Raw genomic sequence first — 14,996 nt, forward strand, 5'->3', positions numbered from 1 at the left:
TCAGCCGCGCGACGGCGCGATCACCAGCGACTCGCCTTCCAACACCACCTTGTCGCCCACCAGGCACTGGGTGGCCAGCTTGACCCGCTTCTTTTCCGGAAACAGCTCCACCACGCTGACCCGGGTGGTGACGGTTTCGCCTATGCGCACCGCGGATTTGAAGCGGGTGGATTGCGACAGGTAGATGGTGCCGTAGCCGGGCAGCTGGGTGCCGATCACGCCGGAGATCAGGCTGGCGGTCAGCATGCCGTGGACGATGCGGGTTTCGAACTTGGTGGCGGCGGCGTAAACCTGGTTCAGGTGCACCGGGTTGTTGTCGCCGCTGACGGCGGAGAACAGCAGCACGTCGGCTTCGGTGAGGGTTCTGCCGGCTTCGGCGCTGTCGCCGACGGCGATGTCTTCGAAATAGACGGTCATGAGGACTCCCGCTGGTTATGACAGGGAAATGCTGCGGTGCATTGTGACAGCTTCCGCCTGAAATGCAAACCACCGGCAAATGGCGTACTATCGACGCCGAGTTGCATTTTCACCACGCGCCATGCGCTGGCGCACAAACCAAACGCTCGTTTGAATTTTGCTTGGGGCATAATCAGGCTCAGCTGGCCGTCGTTGCCTTCCGCGTTCGATTAACCCACAGATGTTTGCTGGAGGAATATGAAAGTTCTAGTCGCAGTGAAGCGCGTTGTCGATTACAACGTGAAAGTCCGCGTCAAAGCCGACGGCAGTGACGTAGACATCGCCAACGTCAAGATGTCGATGAACCCGTTCGACGAAATCGCCGTGGAAGAGGCTGTGCGTCTGAAGGAAGCCGGCAAGGTCAGCGAGATCGTCGTCGTTTCGATGGGCGTCAAGCAGTGCGAGGAAACCCTGCGCACCGCGCTGGCGATGGGAGCCGACCGCGCCATTCTGGTGGAAACCGACACCGAACTGCAGCCGCTGGCGGTGGCCAAGCTGCTGAAGGCGGTGGCCGACAAAGAACAGCCGCAACTGGTGATTCTGGGCAAGCAAGCGATCGACGACGACGCCAACCAGACCGGCCAGATGACTGCCGCGCTGTTGGGCTGGGCGCAAGGCACTTTCGCCTCCAAGGTGGACGTGGCGGCCGAAACCGTCGAAGTGATCCGCGAGATCGACGGCGGCCTGGAAACCGTCAAGCTGCGCCTGCCGGCGGTGGTCACCGCCGACCTGCGCCTGAACGAGCCGCGCTTCATCAAGCTGCCCAACATCATGGCCGCCAAGAAAAAGCCGCTGGACAAGACCACGCCGGCCGATCTGGGCGTCGACGCCGCTCCGCGCCTGAAGACGCTGAAAGTGGCCGAGCCGGCCAAGCGTTCCGCCGGCATCAAGGTGGCCAACGCCGCCGAACTGGTCGCCAAACTCAAGAACGAAGCAAAGGTGCTGTAAGACATGGCTATTCTCGTTATCGCTGAACACGACAACCAGAGCCTGAAAGCAGGCACCCTGAACACCATCACCGCCGCCGCCAAGCTCGGCGAAGTGCACGTGCTGGTGGCCGGCCACAACGCCGCCGCCGCCGCCGACGCCGCCAAGAGCGTGGCCGGCGTGGCCAAGGTGCTGCTGGCCGACGCCGCCCACTACGCGCACGGCCTGGCCGAAAGCCTGTCCGCGCTGGCGGTGGACCTGGCCAAGGGCTACAGCCACGTGCTGGCCCCGGCTTCGTCCTTCGGCAAGAACCTGCTGCCGCGCGTCGCCGCGCTGCTGGATGTCGCCCAGATTTCCGAAATCGTCGCCATCGAATCGGCCGACACCTTCGTGCGCCCGATCTACGCCGGCAACGTGCTGGCCACCGTGCAGTCGGCTGACGCCATCAAGGTGATCACCGTGCGCACCACGGCCTTCGACGCCGCCGGCCAGGGCGGCTCCGCCGCCGTGGAAAGCATCGCCGCCGCGGCCGACGGCCAGCTGTCCGCCTTCGTCGGCCAGGAGCTGACCAAGTCCGACCGCCCGGAGCTGGGCTCGGCCAAGGTCATCGTCTCCGGCGGCCGCGCGCTGGGCTCGGAGGAGCAGTTCAAGGCGGTGATCGAGCCGCTGGCCGACAAGCTGTCCGCCGCCGTCGGCGCCTCCCGCGCCGCTGTCGATGCCGGCTACGCGCCGAACGACTACCAGGTTGGCCAAACCGGCAAGGTGGTGGCGCCGCAACTGTACTTCGCGGTCGGCATTTCCGGCGCGATCCAGCACCTGGCCGGCATGAAGGACTCCAAGGTGATCGTCGCGATCAACAAGGACGAAGAGGCCCCGATCTTCCAGGTGGCCGATTACGGCATCGTCGGCGACCTGTTCACGGTGGTGCCGGAGCTGATCGCCGAGCTGTCGAAATAATCGGCAGCCGGGGGCGCGGCCGCAAGCGCCCCCGACCGAGCAGGCAGCATAGCCGCCGGAACCCACAACAGCAGCCGGCGCCCAATCAGGGAGCGCCGGCTTTTTCACGGCCCGGTCTAGTCGGGCCAACGCGAGAAAACAGAGGAGAGGGCGATGATTTACCAAGCACCCGTCAAAGACATGCGTTTCGTACTGAACGAGCTGGCCGAGCTGCCGGCGATCTGCGGCCTGCCGGGCTACGGCGAATGCTCGGTGGAGCTGGTGGACGCCGTGCTGGAGGAAGGGGCCAAGTTCGCCGAGGGCGTGCTGGCGCCGATCAACAAGCAGGGCGACCAGGGCGCCAAGTGGCACGATGGCGACGTGACCGCCGCGCCGGGCTTCAAGGACGCTTGGCAGCAATATGTCGAATCCGGCTGGGTGGGCCTGCGCGCGCCGGAGGAGTTCGGCGGCCAGGGCATGCCGGCGCTGGTGGCGGCCGCGGTGGAGGAAATGTGGTGCGCGTCCAACCTGGCGTTTTCGCTGGCGCCGCTGTTGACGCTGGGCGCGGTGGAGGCCATCCATCACCACGCCTCCGATGAACTGAAACAGATCTACCTGCCGATGATGGCCGGCGGCCAGTGGACCGGCACCATGAACCTGACCGAACCGCAAGCCGGCTCCGACCTGGCCCAGGTGCGTTCGCGCGCCGTGCCGGCGGCGGACGGCAGCTACCGCGTGAGCGGCCAGAAGATCTTCATCACCTGGGGTGAGCACGACATGGCCGAGAACATCGTCCATCTGGTGCTGGCGCGCCTGCCGGACGCGCCGGCCGGGGTGAAGGGCATCTCGCTGTTCATCGTGCCCAAGTTCCTGGTGAACGCCGACGGCTCGCTCGGCGCGCGCAACGACGTGCGCTGCGTGTCGCTGGAGCACAAGCTGGGCATCCATGGCAGCCCGACCGCTGTGATGAGCTTCGGCGACAACGACGGCGCGGTCGGCTACCTGGTGGGCGAGCCCAACAAGGGCCTCAACTACATGTTCACCATGATGAACCACGCCCGGCTGGGCGTGGGCATCGAGGGCATGGCGGTGTCGGAGCGCGCCTATCAGAAAGCGGTGGAGTACGCGCGCGATCGGGTGCAGAGCCGCGCCGTCGGCTCGCCGGACCCGGCCGGCGTGCCCATCATCCAGCACCCGGACGTGCGCCGCATGCTGATGACCATGCGCGCCCAGATCGAGGCGCAGCGCGCGCTGACCTTCTATACCGCCGCCGCGCTGGACCGCGCCGGCCGCCACCCGGCGCCGGGCGAAGCCGCGCGCAACCAGGCGCTGCTGAATTTCCTGATTCCCATCGTCAAGGGCTGGAATACCGAGCAGGCCAACGAGATCACCAGCCTGGCCATCCAGGTGCACGGCGGCATGGGCTTCATCGAGGAAACCGGCGTCGCCCAGTACTATCGCGACGCCCGCATCACCGCCATTTACGAAGGCACCACCGGCATCCAGGCGCTGGACCTGATCGGCCGCAAGACGGCTGCCGATCACGGCGTCGCCGCGCGCGCGCTGCTGGGCGAGGCGCATGCCACGGTCGCCAAGCTGCAGGCGGCGGGGTTCGCCAGCATCGCTGCCAATCTTGAAGCGGCCAGCGCCGACGCCGAGCGCTGCGTGGCCTTCATCCTGGAGACCTTCGGCAGCCAGCCGCAGCTGGCGGCCGCCGGCTCGGTGCCGTTCCTGAAGCTGATGGGCATCGTTCTGGGCGGCTGGCAGCTGGGCCGCGCCGCATTGATCGCCAAGGACAAATTGCAGGAGGCCGACGCCGACGTCGAATTCCTCAATGCCAAGATCGTCACCGCGCGCTTCTTCGCCGAGCATCTGCTGCCGCAGGTATCCGGTTTGGCCGCCGCCATCCTGCATGGCGCGGACAGCGCGCTGGCGCTGGATGACAGCCAGTTCTGAGCGGAAAAAAACCAGAGACGGCGCCACGGCCTTGCCGTGGCGTTTTTTTATGCGAAAATGCCAAAAATTTGCTTTTACGTGTCGGTAAATCCATTGGCAATGAGCGTGAAACCAAGAACTGGGTTGTCTGGCTGTAAATATTAACAATGGCTGAATTTCCACTTGTCATCAAATCTGCGAGCCGGCTATTGCAAAAGCACCCTCTTGCTGCTTAATCTAGCAAGCCTGCAGCCACAGCTGTTCAGCATAATTTTTATAACGGGAAGCCGATGGGTTCTGGGGATAAGACAAGATTGGGTCGCAAGCCGGATTTCAGCCGCTGGACGCTGCCTGGCCGGCAATGGCACAAGGGACTGCCGGTCCTGGCCATGGGGCTGGCCGCGTTCTGGCTGGGCCAGCAGCTGACCGCCCTGTTGGCGCCGTCGGCGCAGACCTACCGCACCCTCGCCCCGGCCCAGCCGCAAACCGCGGCGGCCGCCGCCGCGCAGGCGCACTGGTTTGGCGAGGCGCCGCAGCAGCCGGTGGCCGCGCCGCCGCCGATACGCTTGCTGGGCGTGTACGCGCCGACCCGGCCCGGCGTGGAGGGCTTCGCCATCATAGACAGCAACGGCCACAGCCAGCCGCTGTTGCAGGGCAAGCAGACCGCCGACGGCTGGGAGCTGGTGAAGGTCGCGCCTAATGGCGTCACCATCCGCTCCGGCGGCAATGAGCAATTCGTGCCGTTGCAGGCGCGCAGCGGCGGCGCGGTTGCCGGCGACGGCGATGCCGGACAGCCGCTGCCGCCCCCGCAACCCGGCCAGGCGCCGCAGGCCGGTCCCGGCGCCGTGCCGGTGCCTGTCCCCAGCCAGAATTCCGTACCCGATACTCCGCCCCAACCCGCGGTCGATCCTGCCGCGATGATTCGCCAATAAGAGAGTGCAATGCGAATTTCCAAACTCGTCGCCACCCTGGCCCTGGCATATAGCTGCCAACTGCTGGCAGCCCCGCAGAACGACACGGTCATGCTCAATTTCGTCAACGCCGACATCGAGACCGTGGTCAAGGCGATAGGCGAGATCAGCGGCAAGAATTTCATCATCGACCCGCGCGTCAAGGGCACGGTCAACATCGTCTCCAGCCGGCCGGTGCCGCGCGCGATGTCCTACCAGGTGCTGCTGTCGTCGCTGCGGCTGCAGGGCTTCGCCGCTGTGGAGGGCAACGGCGTGGTCAAGATCGTGCCGGAGGCCGACGCCAAGCTGCATGCCAAGGCGAGCCGCGGCATTCCGCGTGGCGACGGCGACCGGCTGATCACCAAGGTGTTCGCGTTGAAGAACAGCAACGCCAACCAGCTGGTGCCGGTGATCCGCCCCATCGTCTCGCCCAACAACACCGTGGCGGCCTATCCGCAATCCAACGCGCTGATCGTCACCGACTACGCGGACAACATCCAGCGCATCGAATCCATCATCGAATCGGTGGAGTCCGCCGCCGCCGGCGACACCGTGGTGCTGCCGGTGCTGTTCGGCTCGGCGGTGGAGTTGTCCAACACCCTGAACAAGCTGATGCAGGAAGGCGGCGCCGACGGCGGCAAGACCACCATCCTGGCCGACCCGCGCGCCAATGTGCTGATGGTGCGCGCCGACACCCCGGGCAAAATAGGCAAGATCAAGAGCCTGCTGAAAATGCTGGATCAACCTAGCCAGGCCGGCTCCAACGTCCGGGTGGTGTACCTGAAGAACGCCGAGGCCGGCAAGGTGGCGCAGACGCTGCGCGCGCTGCTGACCGGCGATCCGGGCCCGCTGCAGGGCCGCACCGCGGTCACCACCAACGGCGGCAGCTCGGCCGGCAGCAGCGCGCTGAGCGGCAACACTTCCAGCTCCGGCTTGGGCAGCAGCGCCAGCAATAATGCGGTAGGCGGCGCGCCGGCCAACGCCAACGCGCCGGCGGCGGCCAGCCCGCTGGTCAACGACAGCGCCAGCAGCGGCGCCGGCGGCGGCGGCTCGATGATCCAGGCCGACCCCACCAACAACGCGCTGATCCTCAACGTGCCGGACAGCATGTACCAGAACCTGCGCAACGTGATCGACATGCTGGACAAGCGCCGCGCCCAGGTATTGGTCGAAGCGCTGGTGGTCGAGGTGTCGGCCACCCGGGCGATGGAACTAGGCGTGCAGTGGCAGGCGGCCGGCGGCGCGGTGATAGGCGGCACCAACTTCTCCGGCGCGACCACCAGCGGCACCAGCGGCACCTCCATCATCGGCGCCGGCGCGGCGCTGGCCGCCGGCGGCGTCGGCGGACTGGCCACCAGCCTGGCGGGCTCCGGCGGGGTGAACCTGGGCTGGATCCGGCACGGCAATCTGGCCGCGCTGGCCAAGGCGCTGGAAAGCGAGAGCGGCAGCAATGTGGTGGCCAGCCCCTCCTTGCTGGCCACCGACAATGAAAAGGCGCGCATCCTGATCGGCCAGGAAGTGCCGATCCCGATCGGCAACCAGAGCACGCCCAGCAGCAGCACCAGCGGCCAGCCGGTGATAACCACCAGCTACGACCGCAAGACCATAGGCTTCAACCTGGAAATCACGCCGCAGATTTCCGAGGGCGGCAGCATCCGGCTGAAGATCCTGCAGGAAACCGCCAGCCTGGTGGCGTCCAGCCCCAATCTGAACGCCGGGAGCAACGCCGGCCCCACCACCAACCGCCGCGTGCTGGAAACCATCGCCAATGTCGACGACGGCAGCATCCTGGCGATAGGCGGCCTGCTGCAGGACCAGGTGGACGACGCCGAACAGAAGGTGCCGCTCTTGGGCGACATCCCCTGGCTGGGCGCGCTGTTCCGCTACAGCGCCAAGACCCATAACAAGACCAACCTGATGATATTCCTCAAGCCGACCATCCTGCGCGGCGAGCAGGACGGCCGCGTCATCGCGCAGGATCGCTACCAGTACATCCTGGGAGATCTCAAGCGCGACGGGAAAAAACTGCCGCTGGACTTGGAGTCGGCGATCCAGTCGCTGCCGGAAGGCGGGATCAAGGCCAGCCTGGAGCGGGACGTGAAGGCCGTGCCGAAATGAACAAGCCCACGCTGATGCCGCTGCTGGCCTTCCCCTTTGCCCGCGCCAACGGTGTGATCCTGCTGGACGGCGAAAGCGGCCGCCAGCTGCTGCTGCGCGAAGACGCGCGGCCGGCGGCGTGGGCGGAGGCGCTGCGCCTGCACGGCGGCACGCTGGTGGGGGTGGAGACGCTGACGCAGGCCCAGTTCGAGAAGCGGCTGTCCGAGCACTACGCCAGCCGCGACGGCGCGGCGGCGGAGATGGTGGACGACATCGGCCAGGACATGGACCTCAACCAGATGGTGGAGTCGCTGCCGACGGTGGAGGACCTGCTGGAAAGCGAGGGCGACGCGCCCATCATCCGCATGATCAACGCGCTGCTGACCCAGGCGCTGCGCGACGGCGCGTCCGACATCCACATCGAGGCCTTCGAGGATCGCTCGGTGGTGCGCTTCCGTCTGGACGGCACGCTGCGCGACGTGGTCAGCCCGCACCGCGCGCTGCACGCGGCGATGGTGTCGCGGATCAAGATCATGTCCGGCATGGACATCGCCGAGAAGCGCATCCCGCAGGACGGCCGCATCTCGCTGCGGCTGGGCGGCCGGCCCGTGGACGTGCGGGTGTCGACGCTGCCGACCAGCCACGGCGAACGGGTGGTGCTGCGTTTGCTGGACAAGGAAAACGCGCGGCTGGACCTGGCCACCCTGGGCATGGCCGCCGACACGCTGGCCTCGGTGGACAAGCTGATCAACCAGCCGCACGGCATCCTGCTGGTCACCGGCCCCACCGGCTCCGGCAAGACCACCACGCTGTACGCGGCCTTGTCGCGGCTGGACGCCAGCCACACCAACATCATGACGGTGGAAGACCCGGTGGAGTACCACCTGGACGGCGTCGGCCAGACCCAGGTCAACCCCAAGATAGACATGAGCTTCGCCAAGGCGCTGCGCGCCATCCTGCGCCAAGACCCGGACGTGGTGATGATAGGCGAGATCCGCGATCTGGAAACCGCGCAGATCGCGGTGCAGGCGTCGCTGACCGGCCACCTGGTGTTGGCCACCTTGCACACCAACGACGCCGCCAGCGCGGTGACCCGCCTCACCGACATGGGGGTGGAGCCCTTCCTGCTGGCTTCCAGCCTGCTGGGCGTGATGGCGCAGCGGCTGGTGCGGCGCGTCTGCCCGCAGTGCAAGGCGCCGCATCCGGTGCCGCTGGAAGACGAGCCGGATGCCATTCATTACCGTCCGGTGGGCTGCCCGGCCTGCGGCAACTCCGGCTACAAGGGGCGCTACGGCGTGTATGAATTGATGCTGGTGGACGACACCATGCAGCGGCTGATCCACGACCGCGCCTCCGAGCAGCGGCTGCGCGACCACGCGCAGCGCCACGGCATGCGCAGCCTGCGCGACGACGGCCTGCGCTGGGTCAAGGCCGGCGAAACCAGCCTGGAAGAAATCCTGCGGGTGACGAGAAGCTGATATGGCCGCCTTCCGATACACCGCCTACGATGCGGCCGGCAAGGAGCAGAATGGCCTGCTGGAGGCCGACTCCGCCCGCGCCGCCCGCGCGCAGCTGCGCGAGCGCGGCCTGCTGCCGGTGGCGGTGGACAGCGTCAACGCCAAGACCGGCAACTCCGGCAGCAATGTGTTGCGCCGCGGCCTGCCGCGCGCCGAGCTGGTGATGCTCACCGAGCAGCTGTCGACGCTGCTCAACGCCGGCCTGACCCTGGAGAAGGCGCTGACCGCGGTGACCGAGCAGGCGGAAAGCCCGCGCGCCCGCACCGTGCTGGCGGCGCTGCGCAGCGACATCCTGGAAGGCAAGAGCTTCGCCCAGGCGCTGTCCGCCGCGCCCGGCGTGTTCTCGCCCTTGTACCGCTCGCTGGTGCAGGCCGGCGAGCAGTCCGGCCACCTCGACATGGTGATGGCGCGGCTGGCGGAATACCTGGATAAGCGGCAGAACACCCAGCAGAAAGTGACGCTGGCGCTCGCCTACCCGGCGGTGGTGACCTTCGTCGCCATCCTGGTGGTGTCCGGCCTGATGACCTATGTGGTGCCGCAGGTGGTCAGCGTGTTCGCGCAGACCAAGCAATCGCTGCCTTTCCTCACCCGCGCGCTGGTGGCGTGCAGCGATTTCCTGCGCCAATGGGGCCTGCTGCTGCTGGCGTCCATCGTCGCGGCGGTGGCGCTGACGGTGCGCGCCTTGCGCGCGCCGCTGCTCAAGCGCCGTTTCCATGCCTGGGTGCTGAGGCTGCCGGTGTTCGGCCGCCTGTTCCGCGCGCTCAACACCGCGCGCATGGCCAGCACCATGTCCATTCTGGTGGGTTCGGGCGTGCCGCTCTTGACCGCGCTGGAGACCGCGCGCGGCCTGATGACCATGCTGCCGATGCAGGACGCGGTGGCCGACGCGATGGCCAAGGTGCGCGAAGGCGTGTCGCTGTCGCGCGCGCTCAACGCCAGCAAGCAGTTCCCGCCGGTGCTGATCCACCTGATTTCCAGCGGCGAGGCCAGCGGCACGCTGTCGCAGATGCTGGACCGCGCCGCGCAGCAGCAGGAACAGGAGGTGGAGCGCAAGCTGGCCACCTTCACCACGCTGATGGAGCCCTTGCTGATCCTGGTGATGGGCGGCATGGTGCTGCTGATCGTGCTGGCGATCATGATGCCCATCATCGACATGAACCAGATGGTGCATTGAGCCGTGCCCATGGCGAAAGACAAGATGCTGGACGCCGACCCGATCCGCAACCGCGAATACCGGAAATTGCTGGACGCGGTGGCGGATAGGGACAAGGCGCGCGCCGCGCTGGCGGCGCGGCGGCCCTTGCCCATCCAGGCCTGGCATCCGGCGCTATGGCTGGCGGTTGCCGCCAGCATCGGCGCCGTGGTTTTTCTTCAGTCGGGAGCGTGGATGGCCTTGCTGGCCCTGACGGCCATCGCGGGCTATCTGTTTGCCGTGTCGGCCTTGCGCGAGTGCATCAGCCTGCGCCGGCGCGTCGACGCGCTGCAGACGCTGCTGCAACAGGCGCTCGATCAGGAAAAATGACTTGCAGGCCGGGAGGATGAGATCCTGCCCGGCTGTTTGACGGATATTCGGAAATTGGAAGCAACCCGGCATGGCCAAGCGCCGCCGGATCAAATGATGGAGAAGCGATGAAACAGTTGAAACGTACCGCCCAGCGCGGTTTCACCCTGATCGAGATCATGGTGGTGATCGTCATCCTCGGCGTGCTGGCCGCGCTGGTGGTGCCCAAGGTGATGAGCCGTCCGGACGAGGCGCGCATCGTCGCCGCCAAGCAGGACATCGGCGCCATCAGTCAGGCGCTGAAGCTGTACCGGCTGGACAATGGCCGCTATCCCAGCTCTGACCAGGGCTTGTCGGCGCTGGTGCAGAAACCGACCGCGGCGCCGGAGCCGAAGAACTGGAAGCCGGGCGGCTACCTGGAGCGCCTGCCGAAAGACCCGTGGGGCAACGCCTACCAGTACGCCAACCCGGGCACGCACGGCGAAATCGACATCTGGAGCTTCGGCGCCGACGGCGAGCCGGGCGGCGAGGGCAACGACGCCGACATCGGCAACTGGGACAGCGGCAAGTAAGCGCGCCTGAGCGAGAACCGGCATGATGCGCCCGCGCCAGCGCGGCTTCACGCTGATCGAGGTGATGGTGGTGATGCTGATCATCGGCGTCCTGGCCACCACCGTGACCCTCAGCCTGCGGCCCGACACCCATCGTCTGCTGAACGACGAGGCCTATCGCTTCGCGCGGGTGCTGGAGCAAGCCGGCGACGCCGCCGAAATGGGCGACACGCTGGCCTTGAGCTGGAACGCCAAGGGCTATGCCTTCAGCCGGCAGGACGACGACGGCAACTGGGTGGCGGCCGGCGACGACCTGCTGGCTGAGCATCCTTGGCCGGACGGCATCCAGGGCGAGGGCGTGCTGTTGGACGGCAAGCCCTGGCCGGCGGGCAGGCCCCTGCTGTTGTGGCAGGACGGCCGGGCGGCGACGCTGGCGCTCAGGCTGGGCGGCGCGGGCCGGCGCTTGACGATATTGCAGTCGCCGCTGGGCCGGGTGACGGTGGCGGACGGCTCATGAGGCGGCAGCAAGGTTTCACTCTGTTCGAAGTGCTGGTGGCGCTGGCCATCATCGCGGTGGCGCTGGGAGCGTTGCTGCGCGCCACCGGCCTCGCCGCCGACAACGCCGAAGGCATGGAGCGGCGGATGCAGGCCAATTGGGAGGCGCAGAACCAGATCGCCGCGCTGCAGGCGCTGCGGCAGTTCCCCGAACCCGGGCAGCAGGCCGGCGAGAGCAAGGAGGACGGCATCGCCTGGCGCTGGGAGCGCGATATCACGCCGACTCCCAATCCCAATTTCCGCAAGGTGGTGGTGCGCATCCTGGCGCCGGGCAGCGGCCATTACGTGTTGGCCGAAGTCACCGGCTACCTGCGCCAGACGGCCGGGAGCGGCGGTTGAGCGCGCGCGGGCAGGGCGGCATGACGCTGCTGGAAATCCTGGTGGCGATGAGCCTGCTGGCCATCTTGTCGGTGATGGGTTACAAGGCGTTCGGTTCGCTGCTGATCGCGCGGGAGCGGCTGATGCAGACCGGCGAGCAATGGGTGGACGCGGCGCGCGCCTTCCGCCGGCTGGAGAGCGACCTGAGCGGCCAGCAGCCGCAGCCCAGCGCCGGAGACCAGCAGCAGGGGCTGGCGCTGGGCGCCAGCAGCCTGACGCTGTTGCAGGACGGCAAGGGCCAGTCGCTGGTGCTGGAGTCGGTGTCCGCCCGTTATCCGAGCGGCATGGAGCGGATTTCCTATCACGCCGGCGGCGGCGTACTCAGCTGGTCGGCCGGCGACGCCGCCGGCGGCGAGCCGATCCGCTACGCGCTGCTGGGGCCGGACATGAAGGTGAGCTGGCGGGTGATGTTGAACGACGGCAGTTGGCAGGACGCCTGGCCGATGGGCGACGCCGCCCAGGGCCGGGTGGCGCGGGCGCTGGAAATGCGGGTGCTGATGCCGGGCCAGCAGCCGGTGCGCCGCATCTGGAGCCTGCCATGAGACGGCGGCAATCCGGCATGGCGGTGATCATGGCGCTGCTGATCGTGGCGCTGGCCACCACCGCGGCCAGCCTGGTGCTGTGGCAGCAGGGGCTGTGGTGGCACCAGCTGGAAAACGACAAGAGCCGCGCGCAGCTGCGGCTGGTGGCCGACGCCGGCCTGGGCTGGGCGATGGAGATTCTGCGCTTCAACAGCGGGCCGGCCGGCAACGGCGTGGTGGCGCTGTCGCAGCTGTGGGCGCAGCCCTTGCCGCAAACCGAGGCCCAGGGAGTGAAGGTGAGCGGCTCGCTGTCCGACCTGCAAGGCCGCTTCAATCTCAATTCGCTGGTGGCGAACGGCCAGACCAATACCCGCCAGGTGGTGTTCTACAAGCGCCTGCTGGTGACGCTGGGGCTGCCTAGCAAGCTGTCGGAGCCGCTGCTCAAGTCGCTGCGCGGCGGCCGGGAGGACGATGGCCGCCAGCCGGCGGCAGACAGCGGCAACGCGGCCGCGCCGCAGCCCAACCATCCGCTGCTGCGGGTGGAAATGCTGCGCTGGCTGCCCGGCTACACGCCGGAAGTGATGGAGAAGCTGGCGCCGCATGTGGCGGCGCTGCCGCCCGGCGTCAGCCAGATCAACGTCAATACCGCCACCGACATGGTGATGAAGACGCTGCTGCCGGGGATAGGCGACGGCAATCTGCTGGTGCTGTTGAACCAGCGCAAGAGCAATTATTTCAAGGACGCGGCCGACTTCAAGGCCCGCTTGCCGGGCGCGGTGGCCGTCGCCGACACCGACTACGGCGCCGCGTCCAGTTATTTCCAGCTCGACAGCCGCTCCAGCTTCGGCAAGGCGCGCCTGCAGATGCGAGCGATGATTTACAGTAGCCCGAACGCCGTCAAGCTGTTGTGGCGGCAGGACGGCAATGACGGCCGCAGCCAGTCGGCGCGGCCCGGTGGAGAAAAACATGACGACGCTGCGACTCTATCTGCGGGCGGGCTGGCCCGATAGCGAGCCGGGCTTGCCCTGGGCGCTGCTGGGCGCCCGCGGCGAGCTGAGCGCCCAGGGCGACAGCGCGCCGGGGGGCTGGCCCAAGGCCGACCATTGCGAACTGGTGCTGCCGGCCGGCCGCACCCTGTTCGCCGAAGCCAGGCTGCCGGACGCGGTGAAGCAGCCGACGCCGGCGGTGATGGGCTTCGCGCTGGAAGAGGGGCTGGGCAACGATCCGGGCGCCAATCTGTACGCGCCGGGGCCGACGCTGGCCGACGGCCGCCGCCTGGTGGCGGTGACCGAGGCGGCGGCGCTGCGCCGAGCGGTGGCGATGCTGAAAAGCCTGGGCCGCTTGTGCGACCGCATCGTACCGGAGGAGTGCCTGCTGCCGCCGCCGCCGGCCGACGGCTGGAGCGTGACGGCGCTGGCCGACCGCTATCTGGTGCGCGCGGCCTCGCCGTACGCCGCTTGCCTGCCGCGCGGCGGCGCGGCGGTGGAGCAGGCGCTGTTCGCCTCGCTGCTGGCGCTGTCGCCGCCGGCGCGGCTGCAACTGCACGGCGTGGAGCGTCCCGAGGAGCTGCTGAGCCGCCTGCCGGGCTGGCAGGGCGACAGCGCGCGCGGCGAAGCCCACGACTGGAAACAAGGGAAACGCGAGGGCGGCTTCGACTTCGCCCAGGGCGAGCTGGCGGCCAACCGCCGCTGGCGCGACTGGGCGCCGTCGCTGAAGCGGGCCGGCTGGCTGCTGGGCGGCCTGCTGGCGGCGCAATTGCTGCTGACGCTGTGCCAGTCCGGCTGGTACGCCTGGCAGAAGCACAGCTTGTCGCAGCAGATCAAGAGCGCCGCCGCGCCGTGGACCGGCGGCCAGGCGATGCCGGGCAGCAGCGCGCTGCTGATGACGCGCGCGGTCGACAAGCTGCGGCTCAGCCACGGCTTGCCGGCGCGCGACGACATGCTGGAGCTGATGGGCGCGCTGGCCGCGGCCAGCGGCCGCGATCTGCAAGCGCGCTCGCTGGAGTACGAGGCCGGCCGGCTGAAGCTGCAGGTGAACGAGGTGCCGGCGGAAAGCCTGGCGCGCTGGCGCAAAGTGCTGGCGGCGCGCCAGATCATGCTGGATGCGACGAGCAGCCAGCCTGGCAGCAAACAACTGGTGGTGGCGCGGGAGCCGTGATGACAGCCTACAAGCAACAATTTCTCGACTACTGGCAGCAACGCAGCGCGCGCGAGCAGCGCCTGCTGGCGGCGATGGCGCTGGTGCTGGGCGCGGCGCTGCTGTACCTGGCGGTATGGGAGCCGGCCAGCGCCTCGCTGCAGCGCAACCGCGCGTCGGTGGCGCGGCTGCAGGCCGAGCTGGGCGCGGTGCGCAGCCTGGCCGCCGAGGCCGACAAGCTCAAGCGCCAGCCGGCGCAGACGCCGCTGCCGGCCAAGGAACTGATTCCGCTATTGCAGCAGACCGCCAAGAGCCAGGGCCTGGCGGTCGCCGCGCTGCAGTTCAGCCAGGACGGCGAGTCCGGCGTCGACATGGAAGGCGTGGTGGGGTTCGACGCCTGGGTGCGTTTCGCCGGCGTGTTGGCGGCGCAGCAGCAGGTGCGGGTGGTGAACGTGAAGATGGAGGCGCAGCCGGTGCCGGGCCAGGTCAAGATCAAGGCGCTGCTGGCGCACGCGGGAGCGGCGGCATGAGGCGGC

General features: G+C 68.0%; 16 protein-coding genes. 15 read left to right on the forward strand and 1 reads right to left on the reverse strand.

Features of this window, described 5'->3' with window-relative positions; all coding sequences use genetic code 11:
* Nucleotides 1-417, reverse strand: coding sequence for a MaoC family dehydratase (locus tag MY55_RS09550; RefSeq protein ID WP_047236827.1), 417 nt, complete (start codon nucleotides 415-417; stop codon nucleotides 1-3).
* 237 nt (nucleotides 418-654) lie between these two features.
* On the opposite strand from MY55_RS09550, the gene MY55_RS09555 reads away from it, so the two are divergent.
* The 15 genes from MY55_RS09555 (at nucleotide 655) to gspM (ending at nucleotide 14,990) form a co-directional block, all read left to right on the forward strand.
* Nucleotides 655-1,404 (forward strand): electron transfer flavoprotein subunit beta/FixA family protein, encoded by a 750-nt coding sequence (locus MY55_RS09555; protein ID WP_043578607.1) that lies wholly within the window; start codon nucleotides 655-657, stop codon nucleotides 1,402-1,404.
* Between the two features lie 3 nt (nucleotides 1,405-1,407).
* Complete coding sequence (locus tag MY55_RS09560) at nucleotides 1,408-2,340, forward strand: electron transfer flavoprotein subunit alpha/FixB family protein (protein WP_043578611.1); 933 nt, start codon at nucleotides 1,408-1,410, stop codon at nucleotides 2,338-2,340.
* Between the two features lie 153 nt (nucleotides 2,341-2,493).
* Entirely contained in the window at nucleotides 2,494-4,275 is a 1,782-nt protein-coding gene (locus tag MY55_RS09565) for an acyl-CoA dehydrogenase (RefSeq protein ID WP_065202307.1), read from the forward strand.
* A gap of 293 nt (nucleotides 4,276-4,568) precedes the next feature.
* Nucleotides 4,569-5,186, forward strand: coding sequence for a type II secretion system protein N (locus tag MY55_RS09570; RefSeq protein ID WP_043578617.1), 618 nt, complete (start codon nucleotides 4,569-4,571; stop codon nucleotides 5,184-5,186).
* A 9-nt stretch (nucleotides 5,187-5,195) separates the two neighbouring features.
* On the forward strand, nucleotides 5,196-7,322 hold the full coding sequence (gene gspD, locus MY55_RS09575) for a type II secretion system secretin GspD (RefSeq protein WP_043578619.1): 2,127 nt from the start codon (nucleotides 5,196-5,198) through the stop codon (nucleotides 7,320-7,322).
* Entirely contained in the window at nucleotides 7,319-8,779 is a 1,461-nt protein-coding gene (gene gspE / locus MY55_RS09580) for a type II secretion system ATPase GspE (RefSeq protein ID WP_043578621.1), read from the forward strand. The genes gspD and gspE overlap by 4 nt, the downstream gene beginning before the upstream one ends.
* Before the next feature lies 1 nt (nucleotide 8,780).
* Entirely contained in the window at nucleotides 8,781-9,992 is a 1,212-nt protein-coding gene (gene gspF / locus MY55_RS09585) for a type II secretion system inner membrane protein GspF (protein ID WP_043578624.1), read from the forward strand.
* 9 nt (nucleotides 9,993-10,001) lie between these two features.
* Nucleotides 10,002-10,340, forward strand: a complete 339-nt coding sequence (locus MY55_RS09590; RefSeq protein WP_065202308.1) for a hypothetical protein — start codon at nucleotides 10,002-10,004, stop codon at nucleotides 10,338-10,340.
* Nucleotides 10,341-10,447: 107 nt separating this feature from the next.
* Nucleotides 10,448-10,891: a type II secretion system major pseudopilin GspG gene (gene gspG, locus MY55_RS09595; protein ID WP_043578630.1), complete on the forward strand. Its 444-nt coding sequence runs from the start codon at nucleotides 10,448-10,450 to the stop codon at nucleotides 10,889-10,891.
* 22 nt (nucleotides 10,892-10,913) lie between these two features.
* Nucleotides 10,914-11,387 (forward strand): prepilin-type N-terminal cleavage/methylation domain-containing protein, encoded by a 474-nt coding sequence (locus tag MY55_RS09600; protein WP_043578633.1) that lies wholly within the window; start codon nucleotides 10,914-10,916, stop codon nucleotides 11,385-11,387.
* Entirely contained in the window at nucleotides 11,384-11,764 is a 381-nt protein-coding gene (gene gspI, locus MY55_RS09605; protein WP_047236832.1) for a type II secretion system minor pseudopilin GspI, read from the forward strand. Before MY55_RS09600 ends, gspI begins: the two co-directional genes overlap by 4 nt.
* The gene (locus tag MY55_RS09610; RefSeq protein WP_047236833.1) at nucleotides 11,761-12,345 is read left to right on the forward strand and encodes a type II secretion system protein GspJ; all 585 of its coding nucleotides are present in this window, start codon (nucleotides 11,761-11,763) and stop codon (nucleotides 12,343-12,345) included. The genes gspI and MY55_RS09610 overlap by 4 nt, the downstream gene beginning before the upstream one ends.
* Nucleotides 12,342-13,334 (forward strand): type II secretion system minor pseudopilin GspK, encoded by a 993-nt coding sequence (gene gspK / locus MY55_RS09615; RefSeq protein ID WP_080509373.1) that lies wholly within the window; start codon nucleotides 12,342-12,344, stop codon nucleotides 13,332-13,334. Before MY55_RS09610 ends, gspK begins: the two co-directional genes overlap by 4 nt.
* On the forward strand, nucleotides 13,291-14,481 hold the full coding sequence (gspL, locus tag MY55_RS09620) for a type II secretion system protein GspL (RefSeq protein ID WP_047236834.1): 1,191 nt from the start codon (nucleotides 13,291-13,293) through the stop codon (nucleotides 14,479-14,481). The genes gspK and gspL overlap by 44 nt, the downstream gene beginning before the upstream one ends.
* Nucleotides 14,481-14,990 carry a type II secretion system protein GspM gene (gene gspM / locus MY55_RS09625; RefSeq protein WP_043578653.1) on the forward strand — a complete coding sequence of 170 codons (510 nt, stop codon included), beginning with the start codon at nucleotides 14,481-14,483 and terminating at the stop codon, nucleotides 14,988-14,990. Before gspL ends, gspM begins: the two co-directional genes overlap by 1 nt.
* Nucleotides 14,991-14,996 lie beyond the last annotated feature (6 nt).

The organism is Chromobacterium subtsugae (assembly GCF_001676875.1).
Classification (GTDB): Bacteria; Pseudomonadota; Gammaproteobacteria; order Burkholderiales; family Chromobacteriaceae; genus Chromobacterium; species Chromobacterium subtsugae.

Bases quoted from the DNA above. Each gene is read 5' to 3' on its own strand.
- gspM (WP_043578653.1), top strand. From the start codon at position 14,481: ATGACAGCCTACAAGCAACAATTTCTCGACTACTGGCAGCAACGCAGC.
- MY55_RS09555 (WP_043578607.1), top strand. From the start codon at position 655: ATGAAAGTTCTAGTCGCAGTGAAGCGCGTTGTCGATTACAACGTGAAA.
- gspE (WP_043578621.1), top strand. From the start codon at position 7,319: ATGAACAAGCCCACGCTGATGCCGCTGCTGGCCTTCCCCTTTGCCCGC.
- MY55_RS09560 (WP_043578611.1), top strand. From the start codon at position 1,408: ATGGCTATTCTCGTTATCGCTGAACACGACAACCAGAGCCTGAAAGCA.
- MY55_RS09590 (WP_065202308.1), top strand. From the start codon at position 10,002: ATGGCGAAAGACAAGATGCTGGACGCCGACCCGATCCGCAACCGCGAA.
- gspI (WP_047236832.1), top strand. From the start codon at position 11,384: ATGAGGCGGCAGCAAGGTTTCACTCTGTTCGAAGTGCTGGTGGCGCTG.
- MY55_RS09550 (WP_047236827.1), bottom strand. From the start codon at position 417: ATGACCGTCTATTTCGAAGACATCGCCGTCGGCGACAGCGCCGAAGCC.
- gspK (WP_080509373.1), top strand. From the start codon at position 12,342: ATGAGACGGCGGCAATCCGGCATGGCGGTGATCATGGCGCTGCTGATC.
- MY55_RS09565 (WP_065202307.1), top strand. From the start codon at position 2,494: ATGATTTACCAAGCACCCGTCAAAGACATGCGTTTCGTACTGAACGAG.
- gspD (WP_043578619.1), top strand. From the start codon at position 5,196: ATGCGAATTTCCAAACTCGTCGCCACCCTGGCCCTGGCATATAGCTGC.
- gspF (WP_043578624.1), top strand. From the start codon at position 8,781: ATGGCCGCCTTCCGATACACCGCCTACGATGCGGCCGGCAAGGAGCAG.
- gspG (WP_043578630.1), top strand. From the start codon at position 10,448: ATGAAACAGTTGAAACGTACCGCCCAGCGCGGTTTCACCCTGATCGAG.
- MY55_RS09600 (WP_043578633.1), top strand. From the start codon at position 10,914: ATGATGCGCCCGCGCCAGCGCGGCTTCACGCTGATCGAGGTGATGGTG.
- gspL (WP_047236834.1), top strand. From the start codon at position 13,291: ATGACGACGCTGCGACTCTATCTGCGGGCGGGCTGGCCCGATAGCGAG.